Origin of the sequence: Paenibacillus radicis (ex Xue et al. 2023) (assembly GCF_024722015.1) — a bacterium.
GTDB lineage: Bacteria > Bacillota > Bacilli > Paenibacillales > NBRC-103111 > Paenibacillus_S.
Map to the genome: position 1 here is coordinate 1 of NZ_JANQBD010000030.1, position 16,983 is coordinate 16,983.

General features: G+C 46.4%; 16 protein-coding genes. 14 read left to right on the forward strand and 2 right to left on the reverse strand.

Annotation, left to right across the window (positions count from 1 at the left end):
• The coding region (locus NV381_RS38545) for a helix-turn-helix domain-containing protein (RefSeq protein WP_419182318.1) at positions 1–178 on the reverse strand (178 nt) is incomplete at its 3' end.
• Between the two features lie 470 nt (positions 179–648).
• On the opposite strand from NV381_RS38545, the gene NV381_RS30860 reads away from it, so the two are divergent.
• From NV381_RS30860 to NV381_RS30915, 12 genes are all read left to right on the forward strand, one after another.
• Positions 649–1,314, forward strand: coding sequence for a GntR family transcriptional regulator (locus NV381_RS30860; RefSeq protein WP_258217163.1), 666 nt, complete (start codon positions 649–651; stop codon positions 1,312–1,314).
• A 239-nt stretch (positions 1,315–1,553) separates the two neighbouring features.
• Entirely contained in the window at positions 1,554–2,651 is a 1,098-nt protein-coding gene (locus NV381_RS30865) for a mandelate racemase/muconate lactonizing enzyme family protein (RefSeq protein WP_258217164.1), read from the forward strand.
• Between the two features lie 133 nt (positions 2,652–2,784).
• A complete protein-coding gene (locus tag NV381_RS30870; RefSeq protein ID WP_258217165.1) occupies positions 2,785–4,125 on the forward strand; it encodes an ABC transporter substrate-binding protein in 1,341 nt (446 codons plus the stop codon).
• An 86-nt stretch (positions 4,126–4,211) separates the two neighbouring features.
• Positions 4,212–5,093 (forward strand): carbohydrate ABC transporter permease, encoded by an 882-nt coding sequence (locus NV381_RS30875; protein WP_258217166.1) that lies wholly within the window; start codon positions 4,212–4,214, stop codon positions 5,091–5,093.
• A complete protein-coding gene (locus NV381_RS30880) occupies positions 5,090–5,905 on the forward strand; it encodes a carbohydrate ABC transporter permease (protein ID WP_258217167.1) in 816 nt (271 codons plus the stop codon). Before NV381_RS30875 ends, NV381_RS30880 begins: the two co-directional genes overlap by 4 nt.
• A gap of 92 nt (positions 5,906–5,997) precedes the next feature.
• Positions 5,998–7,707 carry a sensor histidine kinase gene (locus NV381_RS30885; protein ID WP_258217168.1) on the forward strand — a complete coding sequence of 570 codons (1,710 nt, stop codon included), beginning with the start codon at positions 5,998–6,000 and terminating at the stop codon, positions 7,705–7,707.
• Positions 7,708–7,736: 29 nt separating this feature from the next.
• A complete protein-coding gene (locus NV381_RS30890; protein WP_258217169.1) occupies positions 7,737–9,374 on the forward strand; it encodes a response regulator transcription factor in 1,638 nt (545 codons plus the stop codon).
• Between the two features lie 186 nt (positions 9,375–9,560).
• On the forward strand, positions 9,561–10,712 hold the full coding sequence (locus tag NV381_RS30895; RefSeq protein ID WP_258217170.1) for an extracellular solute-binding protein: 1,152 nt from the start codon (positions 9,561–9,563) through the stop codon (positions 10,710–10,712).
• Entirely contained in the window at positions 10,712–11,860 is a 1,149-nt protein-coding gene (locus NV381_RS30900) for a CaiB/BaiF CoA transferase family protein (RefSeq protein WP_258217171.1), read from the forward strand. Before NV381_RS30895 ends, NV381_RS30900 begins: the two co-directional genes overlap by 1 nt.
• Positions 11,861–11,896: 36 nt before the next feature.
• Entirely contained in the window at positions 11,897–13,069 is a 1,173-nt protein-coding gene (locus NV381_RS30905) for a CaiB/BaiF CoA transferase family protein (RefSeq protein WP_258217172.1), read from the forward strand.
• Positions 13,066–13,596: a MaoC family dehydratase gene (locus NV381_RS30910; protein WP_258217173.1), complete on the forward strand. Its 531-nt coding sequence runs from the start codon at positions 13,066–13,068 to the stop codon at positions 13,594–13,596. The genes NV381_RS30905 and NV381_RS30910 overlap by 4 nt, the downstream gene beginning before the upstream one ends.
• A gap of 536 nt (positions 13,597–14,132) precedes the next feature.
• Positions 14,133–14,618 carry a MaoC/PaaZ C-terminal domain-containing protein gene (locus NV381_RS30915; protein WP_258217174.1) on the forward strand — a complete coding sequence of 162 codons (486 nt, stop codon included), beginning with the start codon at positions 14,133–14,135 and terminating at the stop codon, positions 14,616–14,618.
• Here NV381_RS30915 and NV381_RS30920 read toward each other — a convergent pair.
• Entirely contained in the window at positions 14,576–15,301 is a 726-nt protein-coding gene (locus NV381_RS30920) for a FadR/GntR family transcriptional regulator (protein WP_258217175.1), read from the reverse strand. The genes NV381_RS30915 and NV381_RS30920 overlap by 43 nt on opposite strands.
• 185 nt (positions 15,302–15,486) lie before the next feature.
• Here NV381_RS30920 and NV381_RS30925 point away from each other — a divergent pair, with 185 nt between their 5' ends.
• Entirely contained in the window at positions 15,487–15,789 is a 303-nt protein-coding gene (locus NV381_RS30925; protein WP_258217176.1) for a UxaA family hydrolase, read from the forward strand.
• The gene (locus NV381_RS30930; RefSeq protein ID WP_258217177.1) at positions 15,786–16,958 is read left to right on the forward strand and encodes a UxaA family hydrolase; all 1,173 of its coding nucleotides are present in this window, start codon (positions 15,786–15,788) and stop codon (positions 16,956–16,958) included. The genes NV381_RS30925 and NV381_RS30930 overlap by 4 nt, the downstream gene beginning before the upstream one ends.
• The last annotated feature ends 25 nt before the right edge of the window (positions 16,959–16,983 follow it).

The following is a 16,983-nucleotide window of genomic DNA, read 5'->3' on the forward strand; positions in this document are numbered from 1 at the left end:
GCTCATCGGTTGAAGGGATCTGGTCGTCTCCAATTCTATCACGATATTCTTTTACCCAAGTACGAATGGTCTCAGGATGGATCTCATATTTCCTAGCTAGTACCGCAACCTTGATCCCCGAAAGGGCCTCTTGGACAATCTTGAGTCTCGCCTCTTCAAAAACTTTTCTCGCACGCATTTTGTCTTCCTCCCCTTTAATTTTAGTCTAATTTATTGGGAAGAAAGACTCCAGTTTAATTAGGGGGCCTAGGAGAAACCTCAAGCTAATTTTCTCCATTTTTGGAAAATACTCAGAATTGAATCAAATTAGCGGTAGGAAATCAAGCTAAACAGTTAAATAGAGGTGATTTGAGTGGAATTAACGGGAGGTTTTCCAGTTAGCACCCTCGAAAATGACTTGCCCGGTCCTGCTCCCACCTACGTCGCATTATAGCCCCTTTGCCCCTTTGGAGAGTTTGAACAACCCCACAAGGTAAAAAAATGATAGGTATTTCTTAAATTTTTACTATATAAAGCCAGCCTTGTTTACGCGTATCATTAGGTATAGACATTGCATAAGTGTGGTTGTTGCTCACATGAATTGTGAAAAGATGGAAACCGGCATATAATCATACATGATACATCATCCCATCGACGGAGAATCCAAATATGAAAAAGAAATTAAGTAAATATGTTCTTACTGATGAAATATACAAAATTATTAAGGAGCAGATCTTATCCCACGAATTAGCTCCGGGCGAAAAGGTTAATATTGATAAGCTTGCCCGGGATTTGGAGGTAAGCAATATCCCCATTCGAGAAGCGCTTTCCAGACTCTCTTCCGAAGGATTCGTGGATATGATTCCTTATAAAGGCATGTTCGTGACCCCCATGTCGCTTAAAGATTTGAATGAATTGTTCGAGCTTCGGATTCACCTGGAAACCCTTGCGGTTGAAAAAGCAGCCGCGCTCATTCCAGAGCAGGAACTGCTTCATATCAAAGAGAAAATGGATTCGTTCGCTAAAGTGAAGCCTGCCAGCGATAGCGAATTTTTGCAGTACGTATTTGAAATGAACGAGATTCTTCACGGTGTTATCTTGCAATATTGCGGTAATGATATGCTGCAAAATGTAGTCAGCGGTTACATCGAACGGATTCAAAGCTACCTCGTCTTTTTACAAAAAAATATGAACATTGATCATAGTCAACTGGAGTGGGAGGAGCACGCTCAGATTTTACATCAGCTGATACAAAGAAATGTGCAGGAAGCTTCCCGGGCATTGCGTTTTCATTTACAAAATTCATTGGAAAGAACGAAAGTTTATTTTCATTAAAACTTTCTTTTTTTATGAAAAATCATACACGATATATGATAAACGACGAATTTATGAAAGGAGGTGAGCAATCCGGCTCGATCGTTACCGTAACAGCAGCGCCGCCAGGGTATGCTGTCTACTGCAAGGCGCATCCAAATATCTTGACAAGCAGATTTCCGTAGTTGCTCCGTCAGGAGCAGGCGGTGATGTGCTAAATACTTATTTTAAAAAAAGTAAACTCACGAGGAGAGAAAACGATGAAAATAACAAAAGTAGAAAGCTTTATTCTGCATATCCCTTTGAATCCGCCTATTACGGACGCCATTAACGCCCCGACTCATTGGGGGTTGCCCGGCGTGAGAATATTCACTGACGAAGGAATTACCGGCTATGGTTTTACAGGCACATGTGCGAATGGGGACGAGATGATAGCCGATACCATAGATCGTTACTATGCCCCGGTTTTACTGGGTAAAGATCCGTTTATGGTAAAAGAGATTTGGGATGAGCTGCGCTTTGGCAAAATGCACTGGATCGGACGTGCCGGCATTACGCATATGGCTATGGCAGCAGTGGATATTGCACTGTGGGACATTATGTCCAAGGCTGCGAACAAACCGCTATGGCAGTATTTGGGCGGCCACAAATCGAAACGGATCAAAGCTTACAACACGAACGGCGGTTGGCTCAACTGGCCCAAAGAGCGCTTGCTGAAGGACATAACCTCCTTTGTTGAGCAAGGCTTTACGGGTGTCAAAATGAAGGTCGGCAAACCGGATTCGCGCGAGGATTACGACCGTGTGAAGGCGGTCAGACAAGCGATCGGGGACGACATTATTTTGATGATCGATGTCAATCAAATGTGGAATATTAACACGGCGATGACTTGGGGAAAGAAGCTGGAGGAGTTCGATTTGTATTGGCTTGAGGAGCCTCTCAATCCCGATGATATATTAGGGCATAAAAAGCTTGCGGACGAATTGAATGTCCCGATTGCCCTGGGCGAACATGTCTATTCCAAATATGCATTCCGCGACTATATCCACCAAGGGGCTGTAGAATATGTTCAGGTAGACGTTACCCGCGTAGGAGGAATTACAGAATGGCTGCAGGTAGCAGGATTGGCCGCTTCTTATGATCTTCCGATTGTTCCGCATGTCGGAGAGATGGGACAAATTCATCAGCATCTGGTTGCTTCCACCCAAAATGCTATAATGCTGGAATATATCCCATGGATTCGCGATATTTTCTTAGAGCCCGCTACCGTGAAGGACGGCTTTTATGTGCTGCCTCAAATGCCCGGAGCTTCAACGGAGATTATCCCCGCCTGCTTTGAGAAATTCCGTGTGAAATAACGAAGTATTGGTGAAAAGTAAAAAAATGATACAGAATTCTTTAATAATTACCATATAAACCGTTACCATTTCTCTTTATGATAGAAATTGAAATGATGTTAGTCCAACTATTGGGAATAAAGGGAGGTTTCATATGTATAAGCATTTAAAGAGAAGTGTTGCAGCTTTGCTGGCTGTCGGATTAGTCGGCACAATGGCAGCATGCGGTGGACAAGCAGGTACAAACACTGGTGCAAGCAAAGATTCCGCGAAAGCGGATACAAAATCTGCACAGCCGTTTGCAGGTAAGAAAATCACTGTTTTTGCCTTAAATCATCCTTGGAGCGATACGATCAAAGCTTCGTTAAAGGAATTCGAGGCATCATCCGGAATGAAGGTCGATTTTCAATTGATCGGAGAAGATCAGTTGTCGCAAAAGCTTGCTGTCCAAATCGCCTCTGGGGCTGTGGATCCGGATGTGTTCATGTACAGACCGTATATGGATAAAATTCTTTATCACAAAAACGGTTGGACTACACCTTTGAATGATTACGTCAATAAAGATCCGAAGTATGATTTTGCTGATTTTGCGAAATCTTCCATTGATGCAAGCACCATCGATAACAAGATCACATCCATACCGGTTTATACCGATCAATTTGTTCTCTATTACCGAAAAGACATTTTGGAAAAGAACGGAATTGCCGTTCCCAAAACGATGGTCGAATTAGAAGCGGCTGCCAAAAAATTGCATGATCCGGGCAAAGAGTTTTATGGATTTGTCGGACGGGGACAAAGAAATGCGTTGGTAACAGCGGTATCCTCCTTCGTCTTCTCAGAGGGCGGAGACTTCATGAAGGATGGAAAAGCTGCCATCAATACACCGGAAGCGATCAAGGGCTTTCAGCTGTATGCCGATTTGATTAAAAATTATGGGCCTCAAGGTGTTCTGAACATGTCATGGCCGCAAGCAGCAGGAATATTTGCCCAAGGCAAGGCTGCCTTCTACACGGAGACCGCTTCAGTATATAAAAATACTACCGATCCGGAGAAATCATTGGTCAAAGACAAAATCGGGTTTGCCCAGCTTCCCGCAGGCAGTGCTGGCACTAAGCCCTATAGCATAGCGGCATGGGCACTCGCAATCAATTCCAAATCCGTTAACAAAGATGCCTCTTGGGAATTTATGCAATGGGCAACCAATAAGGAAATGGTGTTGAAGACCCAAAGAAGCGGCGTGCCGGGCCCGCGTAATTCTGTCTGGAGCCAGAAAGAGGGCGTAGAAACCTTCCCGCCTGATCTTGCAGCGGCTATTCAGGAGACAATGAAAATCGGTGTAGGCCACAACGTTCCGGAAGTGATTAGTGTAGGTGAAGCACGCGACGCAGTCGGCAGTGTTGTTGTAAAAGCTGTGCTGGGCGAGGACATCAAGGCTGCTGCAGATAAAGCTAACGCAGAGTTTCAAGCCATTATCGATAAAGACAAGACCAAATAAATAAACAACAATGACGGTAGTCAAAGGGGGATACGCAATGTAATCCCCTTTGATCTATCGAATGCATCAGGAAGGAGTGTTAATGGATGAGCTATGGATGGTTGGATCGGAATATGAAATGGATATTTACTTTACCGGCGGCTTTGTTTGTTTTGCTCGTAGTGGCTTTCCCGATCGCCTATACGGTTCGGATCAGCTTCTATGAATGGAGTATGTCCGCAGTGGCTGCTCCCAAATGGGTTGGACTGGAGAATTACACGGTATTATTAGCGGACCCAAGATTTTGGGGCTCTATCCTTCGTACACTATACCATTCGGTCCCATCAATTATTATTGAGACCGTTCTGGGTGTTGCTATTGCTGTATTGTTCTCGCGCAGCTTTATAGGCAGTAAGTGGGTTAAGTCATTTCTAATGCTGCCGATGGTCGCTACTCCAGTAGCAATCGGACTGGTATGGCTGCTCATATATGAACCTTCCATCGGTTTGGCTAACCAAATGCTGAGAGGTTTAGGTTTAAAAACATATTCCTGGCTAGGTTCAGTGGATGAAGTTATTCCCTCCCTTATTATCATAGATGTATGGCAGTGGACACCGATGATTGCGCTGCTCGTTATGGCAGGTATAACCACATTGCCAACCGAGCCGTATGAGTCTGCAGATGTAGATGGAGCCACGTCCTTTCAGAAGTTTTTCCATATTACGCTGCCGCTTCTTCGCCCTACGATCTTGATTGCCGTCATCTTAAGGACCGTCGACTTGCTGAAGACATTCGATACGATCTATTCGACAACCCAAGGCGGACCTAACTTTGCATCAGAGACGTTGAACATAATGGTCTACACGCAGGCCTTTCAATATTTGAAGTTGGGATCAGCTTCTGCGCTGCTAATGCTCTTCTTCCTGATCATCATGTTTTTCGTACTGATTCTTGTCATGGTCAGGAAGAGAATGGAGGCTATGCAGTGAAAACCAAATGGTTGCCAAGCACTTGTTATTCCGTGTTAACTTTAATTGTGCTGCTGTTTTTTACGTTTCCTTTTATATGGATGCTGCTGGCCTCCTTTAAAACGCAAGTGCAGGTCCTATCAACGGATCACATGTTCTTTTTTACACCAACCTTCAAAAATTACGTGGAAGTATTTGAACAAAATGACTATATTCATTTTTTGTGGAACAGCTTTCTGGTGGCGGTTGGTTCTACCCTCGCAGCTTTGTTATTAGGATTGCCGGCTGCTTATGCGATTGCCCGATACCGTCTGCATGCTTTTGCAACTGTCATTCTGATTGCCAAAATCATTCCCGGGATTTCCTACTTGGTGCCTTGGTATATTTTGTTCACGAAGCTCCATCTTGTAGATACCATTACCGTTCTCGTCCTCAGTCATATGGTTATCGGGCTGCCTCTTATTATGTGGATCATGATTCCGTTTTTTGAATCGTTTCCTATGGAGGTTGAAGAATCTTCATGGATCGATGGAAGCTCCAAAATCCGGGCTTTTGCTTCGATCGTGCTGCCGATATCCCTTCCGGGTATTGTAACTTCCGGGTTGCTGGCATTTATTTTTTCATGGAATAACTTCATGTTCTCTCTGATCCTGTCCGGGGAGAAAACAAAAACATTGCCGATAGCCGTGTTCAATTTCATCTCATCTTCAAGCATTAATTGGGGAGGGCTAATGGCGGCGGCCTGCATCATCATTATGCCTGTATTGATCATGGCTTTGCTTACGCAAAAATATGTGGTGAGCGGCTTGTCGGCAGGTGCTGTTAAAGGTTAACTCAGGTAATGGCGCATAAAAGGGTACCCCTGTCAGCGAAATTAATATACACTATGCATACATAGGGCATCAAGAGATGGGGGCACACAGTCATGCGCTTAAAGCTGAACATTTTCAAAAAAATTATGTTATTCATCATCGTTTTGCTAATCCCTATTGTCATCTTGTACAGCTATTCCAACCAGGTATCCGTGACAGTCGTAGAGGACGAAATACAGAATTCGAACTTAAACCGGCTATCCTTCTTTACCTCGCAAATGGATAATATAGTGAATCAGCTGTCTATAACTTCAATAATAGTAAGCAAGGATCAGAGCATTAAGGAGCTGCTTGATACTACCAATCAAAAGTCGATGTTTGAGCAGCTGAGATTGCAGGAATCGATCGTTGGAAAGCTGAATTTGTTAAGCGCTACAAGCAGCTGGTCCAATCGACTAACGATTTATTTTCCGAAAACTAAGCAGGTGGTTTCCAACGATTACAACGGTGTGTATGACCCGGATTTTTTACGTAAAAATTTGAAAACGCATTGGGAGTACCATCCGCAGGAAGCGGGCGATGCCTATTTCACCAAGTTTATGGTGAGTCCCTTGATCTCGTACTTAGATCCCGAGGATGCTGAAGCTATTATTGAGGTGAGGTTTTTTCAGCAAAATTTAATCAATATGTTAAGTGATTTCCAGCAGGTTGGTAAGGGGACCCCCTTTCTGTATTATCCAGGTGAAGAACCTATTATGAATACGGTTTCAGACCCGACATTGATCCGCAAGTTGGTTGCACGTTTGGATAGCGAGCATCTGGAGCCGCTCGGGCATCTTATTGTCGAGATGAATCAGGAGAAATATTTGGTTGATTATGTGAAGTCGAAGAACCTGGACTGTTATCTGGTTGATTTTGTACCGCTTGAGAAGATTTTATCCCCGATCGTCAAGAGCCGGAATTTATTTTATTTTTCGATAGGGCTGCTTCTGATCATGAGTATTGTGGTGGCGCTTCTGCTTTACAAGCAAGTGCAAATTCCTATCAAATGGCTGCTGCGGGGTGTACATGGAATCAGGTCCGGCCAATATGCGATGCGCTTGCATTATAACCCGAACAATGAGTTTGATTATCTTTTTTTGCGCTTTAATGAGATGGCTGGACAAATCCAGGAGCTGGTGGAGAAAGTATATATGGAAAATATCCGCTATCGCGAGGCCAAGCTGAAGCACTTGCAATCGCAGATCAATCCTCATTTTTTGTATAATTGTTTGTTTTTTATAAAAAATATGATTGCCGTCGGAGATAAGCAGGCCGCTACAGCTATGGTGTTGAATTTAGGTGACTATTACCGCTACATCACTAAGCTTGAGAATGCAATGACCACACTGCAAGACGAGATGAATATGGTCCAAAATTATTTGAACATCCAAAATCTGCGAATTGAGCGGTTTCACTATGAAATCGACATTCCGGAATCGATGGCTCAGCTCGTAATACCCCGGCTGATGATCCAGCCTATTGTAGAAAATGCGATTGTCCACGGCATCGGCAAGATGGAGCGATACGGTATTATATCGATAGAAGGAAGCCGAACGGAGACAGGGAACCGGATCATCATCGATGATAACGGGATCGGAATGTCTGATGAAAAGCTCGCGGAGCTCCAGCAGCGGGTGGCGCTTCCTATGGAGGAAGAAATGAGCTGCGGCTTGTGGAATGTACATCAACGGCTTTTATACCAATTCAAGAAAAATTCCGGGCTCGTGTTCTCACATTCCCCGCAGGGCGGTATTCGTGTTGAAATCAGGTGGGAAGAGTAGCACAGTTCTGCAAGAAGAGGGGTAAGAGCATGCTTCAATTATTGCTTGTAGACGACGAAATGAACGTGGTGGAAGCTTTGGCCGGTGCACTGCCTTGGAAGGAAGCGGGTATAGACAAGGTTCATAAAGCTTATTCCGCAACGGAAGCGCTGGATATACTGAAGACGAATGCCATCGATATCGTCATTACCGATATATGTATGCCCGGGATGGACGGCTTGCAGTTGATTGAGCAAATTCAATTGAACTGGAAGAAAACCAAGTGCATCCTGCTTACGGGCTTCGCCGAGTTTGAATATGCCCAAAAAGCGATTCAAAGCCAAATCAGCGATTACTTGCTCAAGCCTGTCAGCGATGAAGAGATAATATCCAGGGTGAGGCATGTAGTCGAATTGATCCGCATGGAGCTTGAAACAAACGAAACGCACCAACGTGCTATGAAGGCTTTACGCGACCATTTACCGAAGTTGAGAGGCGAGCTTCTTCAGGATATGCTGCAGGGCAAGCGAATTTCTCCTGATAAATTGACGGAAAAAATGAAGCTGCTGGAAATTCCCGTCGGTTTTCAAGATGAATTCGTTCTGCTGCTTATTCGCTTCAAAGATCAATTTGCCGACTATGATCCGTTCGAGCTGTCATTGATGGAATTCGCCATCGGTAATTTAGCTACGGAAACCTTCGAGGAATATTTTCATTTATGGCTTTGTAAGGATGTACACGACTATTTGATCATTATGCTTACACCCAACGATAAGTTACAAGGCTTAATGGCCGAGAAAAGCAAGAGTGAATTCAAATATCACCTGGAAAGATTGGCCAACGAGCTGCAATTGAATGTTCAGCATTATTTGAAAAGAAGAATATCCGTATTGATCAGCCAGTGGGGAGTATTTCCTGTTGAACTGACCAAGCTTTATTATAACTCGCTTTCGATTTACAGAAAAAGATTCGGTGATGAGAAGGACCTTCCGGTCTATACGGCTGACGAATCGGAGAGCGCGGATATGAATATCCTGTACCGCTTGTACGAGCCGCCGGTGCTTGTCCATCTGATGGATGCAGGAAATTGGGAGCTGGTGCAGCAAAAGCTGGAGTCCATTTTAGAAGAGCTGGACTTATACTGGCCGGAATCTTCAGAGCATATTACGGAAGCTTTCTTCTCTATTTTTGCGTCGTTCTCCTTCATTGCCCATAAGAACGGTAAAATGCTGGGAGAGCTTATCGGCAATGAATACGCCCGTGGCAAAGAATTGGCCCCATGTCGAACCGTCCAGTCGCTTCGCGAGTGGATTTGGAGTGTAATGGAACGGCTGCAAATCTATACGAGCAGTGAAACGAAAAACGCCAGGGAGTCGGCTGTCCAGCAAACCCAGAAGTTTGTTCAAGCTAATTTAACCGTAGATGTATCCTTACAGGCGATTTCGGATTATTTGCAGATGCACCCCGCTTATTTATCCCGGATTTACAAGCTGGAGACCGGCGAAAATTTAAGCGATTATATATACCGATTAAAAATGGAGCAATCCGCACATCTTTTGAAAACGAGTACGAGAAAAATTTACGAAATTGCCATCGAGGTAGGCTATCAGAATCCGAATTATTTTATCAAAGTGTTTAAAAAGCATTTCGGTATTACTCCGCAGGACTATCGTACCTCAAGCAAATAAAGCGGGGGAAATTAAAAGCGCGTTGTTAAAAAGAATCGTTCGCAAGCGGTAAGGTTGAATTCAAAAATTCGATGCTGTCCGAGAGGCTAACAGAACTTTTTAACAACCGCATTCCTTTTTTGTTATTGGTAGTACCAGAGTACCAACGCTTGACTATATGAATTATTTTAACAGGAGGTTAGTGAAATGGCCATTCAATTGAAAGGCATTACTTGGAATCATAGCCGTGGTTTTCTTCCCATGGTAGCAACATCTCAGAGGTTTGCGGAAACGAATGCGGAGGTGGAGATCAGCTGGGAGAAGCGTTCCTTGCAGGAATTCGCCGACGAGCCGATTCAGCATTTGGCGGAGAAATATGATCTTCTTGTGATCGATCATCCATGGGCGGGATTTGCTGCCGACAAGCATATCTTAGTTCCGCTGGAGCAGCATTTACCGGCTGGCTACCTCGACGATCAAGCCGCGAATAGCGTAGGCAACTCTCATGAAAGCTATAATTTCGACGGATATCAGAGCGCTCTGGCGATTGATGCGGCAACGCCTGTAGCTTCCTTCCGGCCGGATTTGCTGGAACGTTACGAAGAAGCGGTTCCCCAGACATGGGACGAATTACTGCAGCTTGCTAAGCGAGGTTTGGTGATTTTCCCCGGAATCCCGATTGATTCCTTAATGAATTTCTATATGCTATGCAGCTCGCAGGGAGAAGACCCTTGCCAGCAAGAGGACATCGTGGTTTCCCGGGAAATGGGGCTGATCGCATTGGAGCAGCTTAGAGAGCTGGTTGGCTATTGCACGAAGGAAATGTTCGACTGGAACCCGATCAAGGTTTATGAAGCTATGAGCAGCCGCAATGATCTAGCTTATTGCCCGTTCGCCTACGGCTACTCGAACTATTCCAGACCTGGTTATGCGAAGCATCTTCTGATATTTGACGATATGGTTAGGATCGGTTCCCATGACAAGCTTCGGACTACGCTCGGCGGTACAGGGCTTGCCATATCCGTTCGCTGCCAGCATGTAGATGCAGCGCTGCAGTACGCGATGTACGCGGCAAGTCCAGAATGTCAGAAAACGTTGTACACGGAAGCGGGAGGACAGCCTGGTCATCGGGGAGCGTGGGAGGATGGCGAACTGAACCGCAGAAACGGAGATTACTTCAAGAATACACTTCCGGCATTGGATAGAGCTTATATGCGCCCCCGTTACAGCGGATATTTAAATTTTCAGGATCATGCCGGGGATTTCGTACGTGATTATATGATGAATGGCGGGAATGCCGACAAGGTGCTTGAGCAAATGAACCGTCTATACGGTGAATCGAAAAGAGGGAATGCATAGTGAAGCCTTTAGAAGGACTTGTTGTTTTGGAGTTTTGCCAGTTTTTGTCCGGACCGTCAGCTGGTTTACGCCTGGCTGATTTGGGGGCAAGGGTGATTAAGATCGAAAGACCCGGTACCGGCGATCTATGCCGTCAGTTGATTCTGAATAATTTGGAGCTGAACGGAGAAAGCGCCTTGTTTCAAACGATCAACCGCAACAAGGAAAGCTTCTCCGCCGACTTGAAAAATACCGGGGATTTGGAGGCGGTCAAGAAGCTGATTGCAAATGCGGATGTCCTGATTGAAAACTTTCGCCCGGGTACTATGGAGAAGCTGGGGCTTGACTATGAAAGCGTGCAGAGCTTGAATCCCCGGATCGTCTACGCGAGTGTGACAGGCTACGGCAGGGTAGGCCCATGGAAGGGGAAGCCCGGCCAAGATCTTCTCGTGCAGTCACTGTCCGGGTTGACGTGGCTGAACGGCAACAGCGATCAGCCTCCGATGCCTTTCGCCTTGGCGGTAGCGGATATTCTGACCGGAGCACATCTGGTGCAAGGTATTCTTGCATGTCTTGTTCGCAGAGGGATAACCGGAGAAGGAGGTCTTGTCGAGGTTAGCCTGCTTGAATCGATTCTCGATTTTCAGTTCGAGGTGCTAACGACTTTCCTCAATGACGGCGGAGAGCAGCCGGTGCGAAGCTCGATTAACAATGCCCACGCGTATTTAGGCGCCCCATACGGGGTTTATGAAACGGCGGACGGATATATTGCACTCGCAATGGGCTCGGTGGTCCGGTTGGGTGAACTGCTCGAATGTCCGGAGGTAGCTGCCTTTACGGACTCGAAGGAATGGTTTACCCGCCGGGATGAGATCAAGAGGCTGCTGGCCGCTCACTTGAAGAAGAAAACGACACAGGAATGGCTGAATGTTTTGGAGCCTGCGGATTACTGGTCTGCGGATGTTTATCAATGGGATCAACTGTTAAACCATGAGGGGTTCAAAGTGCTGGATATGATTCTGGAGGTTAGCCGTCCCGGGGAAACCGCATTGAAAACAACACGCTGCCCGATTCGCATCAATGGGGAGAAGTTCAAGTCGCCCAAAGGGGCACCGCGTATCGGTGAGGACAATTCAACCATCAAAGGCGACTTTGGTTTGCCGGAATAGCTGCTGAATGGGAAATGGGGAATGGGGGGGACGGTTGTGAGAGGAAACGTAGTGAAGAGGCCGCTAGAGGGCATCCTTGTTCTTGATTTCAGTCAATTTCTGTCCGGCCCTTCCGCGGCTCTTCGCTTAGCCGACTTGGGGGCAAGGGTAGTTAAAATCGAGCGGCCGGAAGGCGGCGACATTTGCAGAACGCTGTACATTTCCAATCTGGAGCTGGATGGAGACAGTACACTCTTTCATTCCATCAACCGGAACAAGGAGAGCTTTGCCGTTGATTTGAAAAATCCCGAAGATAAGGCGGACGTGAAGAAATTAATCGGTAAGGCGGATGTCTTGATCCAAAACTTCCGTCCAGGTGTGATGGAAAGGCTGGGATTCCACTATGATGCAGTTAAAGCATTAAACCCGGGAATCGTCTATGGAGAGATTACCGGTTATGGTCCAACGGGCCCTTGGAAGGACAAACCGGGACAGGATCTGTTGGTTCAATCCTTATCGGGATTAGCCTGGTTAAACGGTGACCGGGGCCAGCCTCCTATGCCCTTCGGATTGGCGGTGGCGGATATGATGGCCGGTGCTCATCTGGTGCAAGGGATATTGGCGGGACTTGTCAGGAGAGGCATACACGGCGTTGGTTGCCAAGTGGAAGTTAGCCTGCTGGAATCGACACTTGATTTTCAGTCTGAGGTGCTAACCACCTATCTCAATGACGGAGGTGTACAACCGAAGCGGGCAGCGATGAATAATGCGCATGCTTATTTGGGAGCTCCGTACGGCATTTACGAAACGGCAGACGGTTATATCGCTTTGGCTATGGGCTCAGTCACGGAGCTCGGTACGCTGCTGAACTGCCCTGCATTAAGCCGGTTTGAGAACAGTAAGGCATGGGTTGACCGGAGAGATGAAATAAAAGGCATTATTGCGGCTCATCTAAAAACAGCTTGTACAAGGGAGTGGCTGAATCGGCTGGAGCCTGCGGAATATGGATGTGCCGATATTTTAAGATGGGATCAATTGCTTGAGCATGACGCATTCCAAGCCTTACAGATGGTGCAGACGGTATACCGCGGGAATGGAAGTGCTATGAGAACAACACGCTGCCCGATTCGCATCGATGGCGAAATTTTCACATCACCCAAAGGCTCCCCGACAATCGGAGAGAATAATGGGACAATTATAAGCTTACTGAGAGAGGTGGAAAACCAATGACACAGTTTAATGTAAACCAAAGACCCCATCAAGATCTGCCCCTGTTTAACACGGAACAATGGATGTATGAGGAGTTCGAGGTCGGGTCTAAAATACGCTCCATCCGCCGGACGATTTCCGAAGGGGAAAGTATGCAGTTCAACGCGCTTGTGATGGATCTGCATCCTTATGTTGCTGACGAAATGTTTGCCAAAGAGGAAGGCGTGTTCGGGAGACGGTTGGTGGCGGGGGCTCTAGTGTTCAGCATGGGGTTAGGCTTAATGGCGCATAACAATATCCATACGTTTAGCTACGGATACGACAAGCTGCGCTTCATCAAACCGGTGTTTATCGGCGATACGATCTACACCGTCCGAACCCATGTGGAGAAAAGGCCGAAGTACACCGAAATGGGATTAGTCCGCGTCAGCTATGAGGTGTACAAAAATGAAGGAGAGCTTGTGCTTTATTGCGAGCATCTGCAAACGGTGAAATACCGATACCCGGAGCAATGGCAGGATCAGGTTGAAAAAAAAGGATCAGGCTGAAAAAACAGGCTCAAAACCGAAATCAACGCTTGACGAAGTCATTCGATCTCGTTTCCGTGCCGTGTCCATCTCAGCGATGAACAAAACCTTAAGAACGACAATGAGAGCGCACACGATTTTATTCGAATGATTTAATTGAATATACTGTCGATTAGTCCGGTTGACCGCAGTGGAATATTCGATTCGAAGCGATCGCATCTTCACACGTGGGGTTCGACTGACCGCCATGCAGTGCCGCAGCGCGCGCACGGGATATGCGAGCTAAAAACCTGCATCTATACATCCTTTTGGCTTGCATATCGGCAGTTTTCTTGAATTCATGCGAATGTGCAGTTATTTTTTCATTCTTAGATGAATCGGAGCGTTTTCCATGAAAATTGCTGTACTTTTGTAGGTTTGTTCTCTCTACAGCAATTCCGGTAGGAAAATAACTGCGTATTTGCAGGATTTTGTGAGGACAGATGGTCGTGGGAGGATCAAGCACTGATTTTGAGGTTAATCCAAAAAAACAATAATACAACACGGAGGCAGGAATAATGGGCAGCCAATCGATTTTTTTCGAGCAATACGAAACGGGTTCAGGCAGGGAGACGTCCGGACGCACAATTACCGAAACGGATATTGTGATCCATGCGGGTCAAACCGGGGATTTTTACCCCCATCATATGGATGCGGAATGGTGTAAAACCCAGGAGTTTAAACAGCGGATCGCACACGGCACATTAATCTTCAGCGTAGGGATCGGCATGACCGCAGGCTTGATGAATCCGGAGGCCTTCTCTTACGGATATGACCGCTTACGGTTCATCAAGCCGGTGTTTATCGGCGACACGATCTATGTGAGAGTATCGATAAAAGAAAAACGAGATTACCCCAAGCGGCCGGAATATGGCGTTATCGTGGAGCTGGTAGAGGTGTTCAACCATCAAAAAGAATTGGTTATGGTGTGTGAGCATCTTCTACTAGCTCGAAGAGAACATTATTTATCCGATGGGGATGGAGTACCCAAAATCGTATCGTAAAACGTTTTGGAGCTTTGAAAAAAACCTTCAATCGTTTGTTTTACGAGAGTGAAGTTTTTGGATCGCATCGCCTCATAGATTAGGAAGCGGTGCTCTATGCTGTTATCGATGGCACCTGGCACATTCAGCAGCTTGATGTTCGATTCTCTGCGCAGATGAACGATCGTTTGCATTAATTTACCGTAAATGCGGTTTCCGGAAATTTCGCCCATAAACAAATCGTATTCATCCAGGTAGCTCAAGAACAGCTCAGGTGCCTTTTTATTTTTGGCGTTGCGCATAGAGTTTAGCCTGGCTTCCATTGCAGCGAAATGCTCAGGGCCGGCATGTTTAGAGGCCTCGAGGTAAACCTCGGATTCGATTAATTTTCTCGCAGCATAAATTTCATCCAGGTTGTTGATTTCATTATGAAAGAGCCAGGTGATGGCATCCGCTGGAATGGGCTCTTCCTGATTATTAACGAAGCTTCCCTCTCCGGCTTTAATGGTTATCATTCCAAGCAGTGACAGCGCTCTGAGAGCTTCACGGATTCGTCCGCGGGTTACTTGAAACTGTATGGCAAGGTCCCGTTCATTAGGAAGCTTTGCCCCAGGCATAATCTGGCCTGAAGTGATCAGGTGGGCAATTTGCTCCATGACTTGTTCGGTGACGGTGATTCGTTTGACAGGTTTAATTTCCAACATCGATGCCTCCTTCGTCCGGATCACGGATATTATAGCATAGTTTCCACTTGTGTGGGATTCGACCGATCACCACGCAGCGCTACAACGACCGCTCAGGATCTACGGGCTTTGGAAGAACGGCTTAAAAGTTGAAAAAGCAGCGGTTTAAAGCTAATTGCAAATGTATTTTGAAAGGGTGAAGTAAAATGACGGATTGCCAGATTCCGGTCAAGGCCATCGTCCTCGACGGTAGGGATAACGTAGCAACAGCTTTGCTGGATATGTCCAAGGAAACCGTAGTTTCTTTTACAGAGCAGGGACAGTCTGAGGTAACGCTGCTGGACGATATACCCTTTGGTCATAAATTTGCTTTAATCGATCTACAGGAAGGCGAAAAGATATTCAAATACGGAGTTCCTATTGGAAAAGTAATCCATTCTGTAAAAACAGGGGAACATGTACATCTGCATAATTTAGTTACACTACAGCGGAAGGAAGAGGTGCGATGAAAGGATTCAAGCGAGCGGATGGAAGAATCGGTATCCGCAATCACATCGCTGTTATCTATACTGTGGAATGCGCTCACCACGTTGCTGACAGTATCGCCAGAAGCGTTCCAGGCGCAGAGGTATTCGGCTTTGCCGGCTGCTATTCGGATCCGTATGCCTTTCGAATGCTGGTGGAGTTGGGCAAACATCCGAATGTAGCGGGAGTCATCGTGGTTCGCCTTGGCTGCGAAAGCACCGATGTAGATGCTCTTGTGAAGCAAATTTCAGCAAGCGGCAAGCGGGTGGAGCTCATCATCATACAGGAGGCGGGAGGCTCCTTGAGCTCCATTCATCAAGGAAAGGCGCTTGCTGCCGAGATGGTACGGCATGCTCATGAAGCTGCAACGGTGGACATGGCTCTTAGCGATCTTGTCATCGGAGTGGAGTGCGGCGGGTCTGACGCCACCTCGGGTATATCTGCGAATCCCGCTGCCGGTTGGGCGGTTGATTACTTTGTTGATCAAGGGGCGACCGTTATATTCAGCGAGCTGCCGGAACTGCTTGGCTGCAACGATTATTTGCTGGAGCGGATTGCAGATGAAGCCATTAAGCAGCAATTATTGGATGGTTTGGAACGGGCGAACGAGCTGGGCAACAAGCTGGAAGCTTTCGCCGTTTCATCAGGCAATGAGCAAGGAGGGCTGACCACCATTGAGGAAAAGTCACTAGGTGCTTTGTGCAAAGCAGGAACCAAGCCGATCAACGGCATTATTAGACCGGGACAGCGGCCCTCCCGGCCCGGGCTATATTTACTGGATAAAGTGGGACGGACGAATTCTCAGCTTTCTACCCATTACGAAGAGAATGACAATGACGGGCTTGTAACGTTAATCGCCTCAGGCGCCCATATCCTCTTGTTCACAACAGGCAGAGGAAGTGTGGTAGGTTCAGTCGTTTCACCAGTCATCAAAATCTGCGGTAACCCGCTCACCTGCCGGAGAATGGCAGATAACATGGATATCAAGGCGGGCAGTATCATTGAAGGAACTCGAACAGTAGCAGAGATCGGGCTGGAGATTGTAGAGAAGGTCGCTTTAGTTGCAGACGGAAAGCCGACTCAGGCCGAACTGCTCGGGCACAAGGAGTATTATATCCCTTATAAGCCAAGTAGAGCCTGTGAGCTCGGATAAATGGAGCATCCATAACCATAATGAT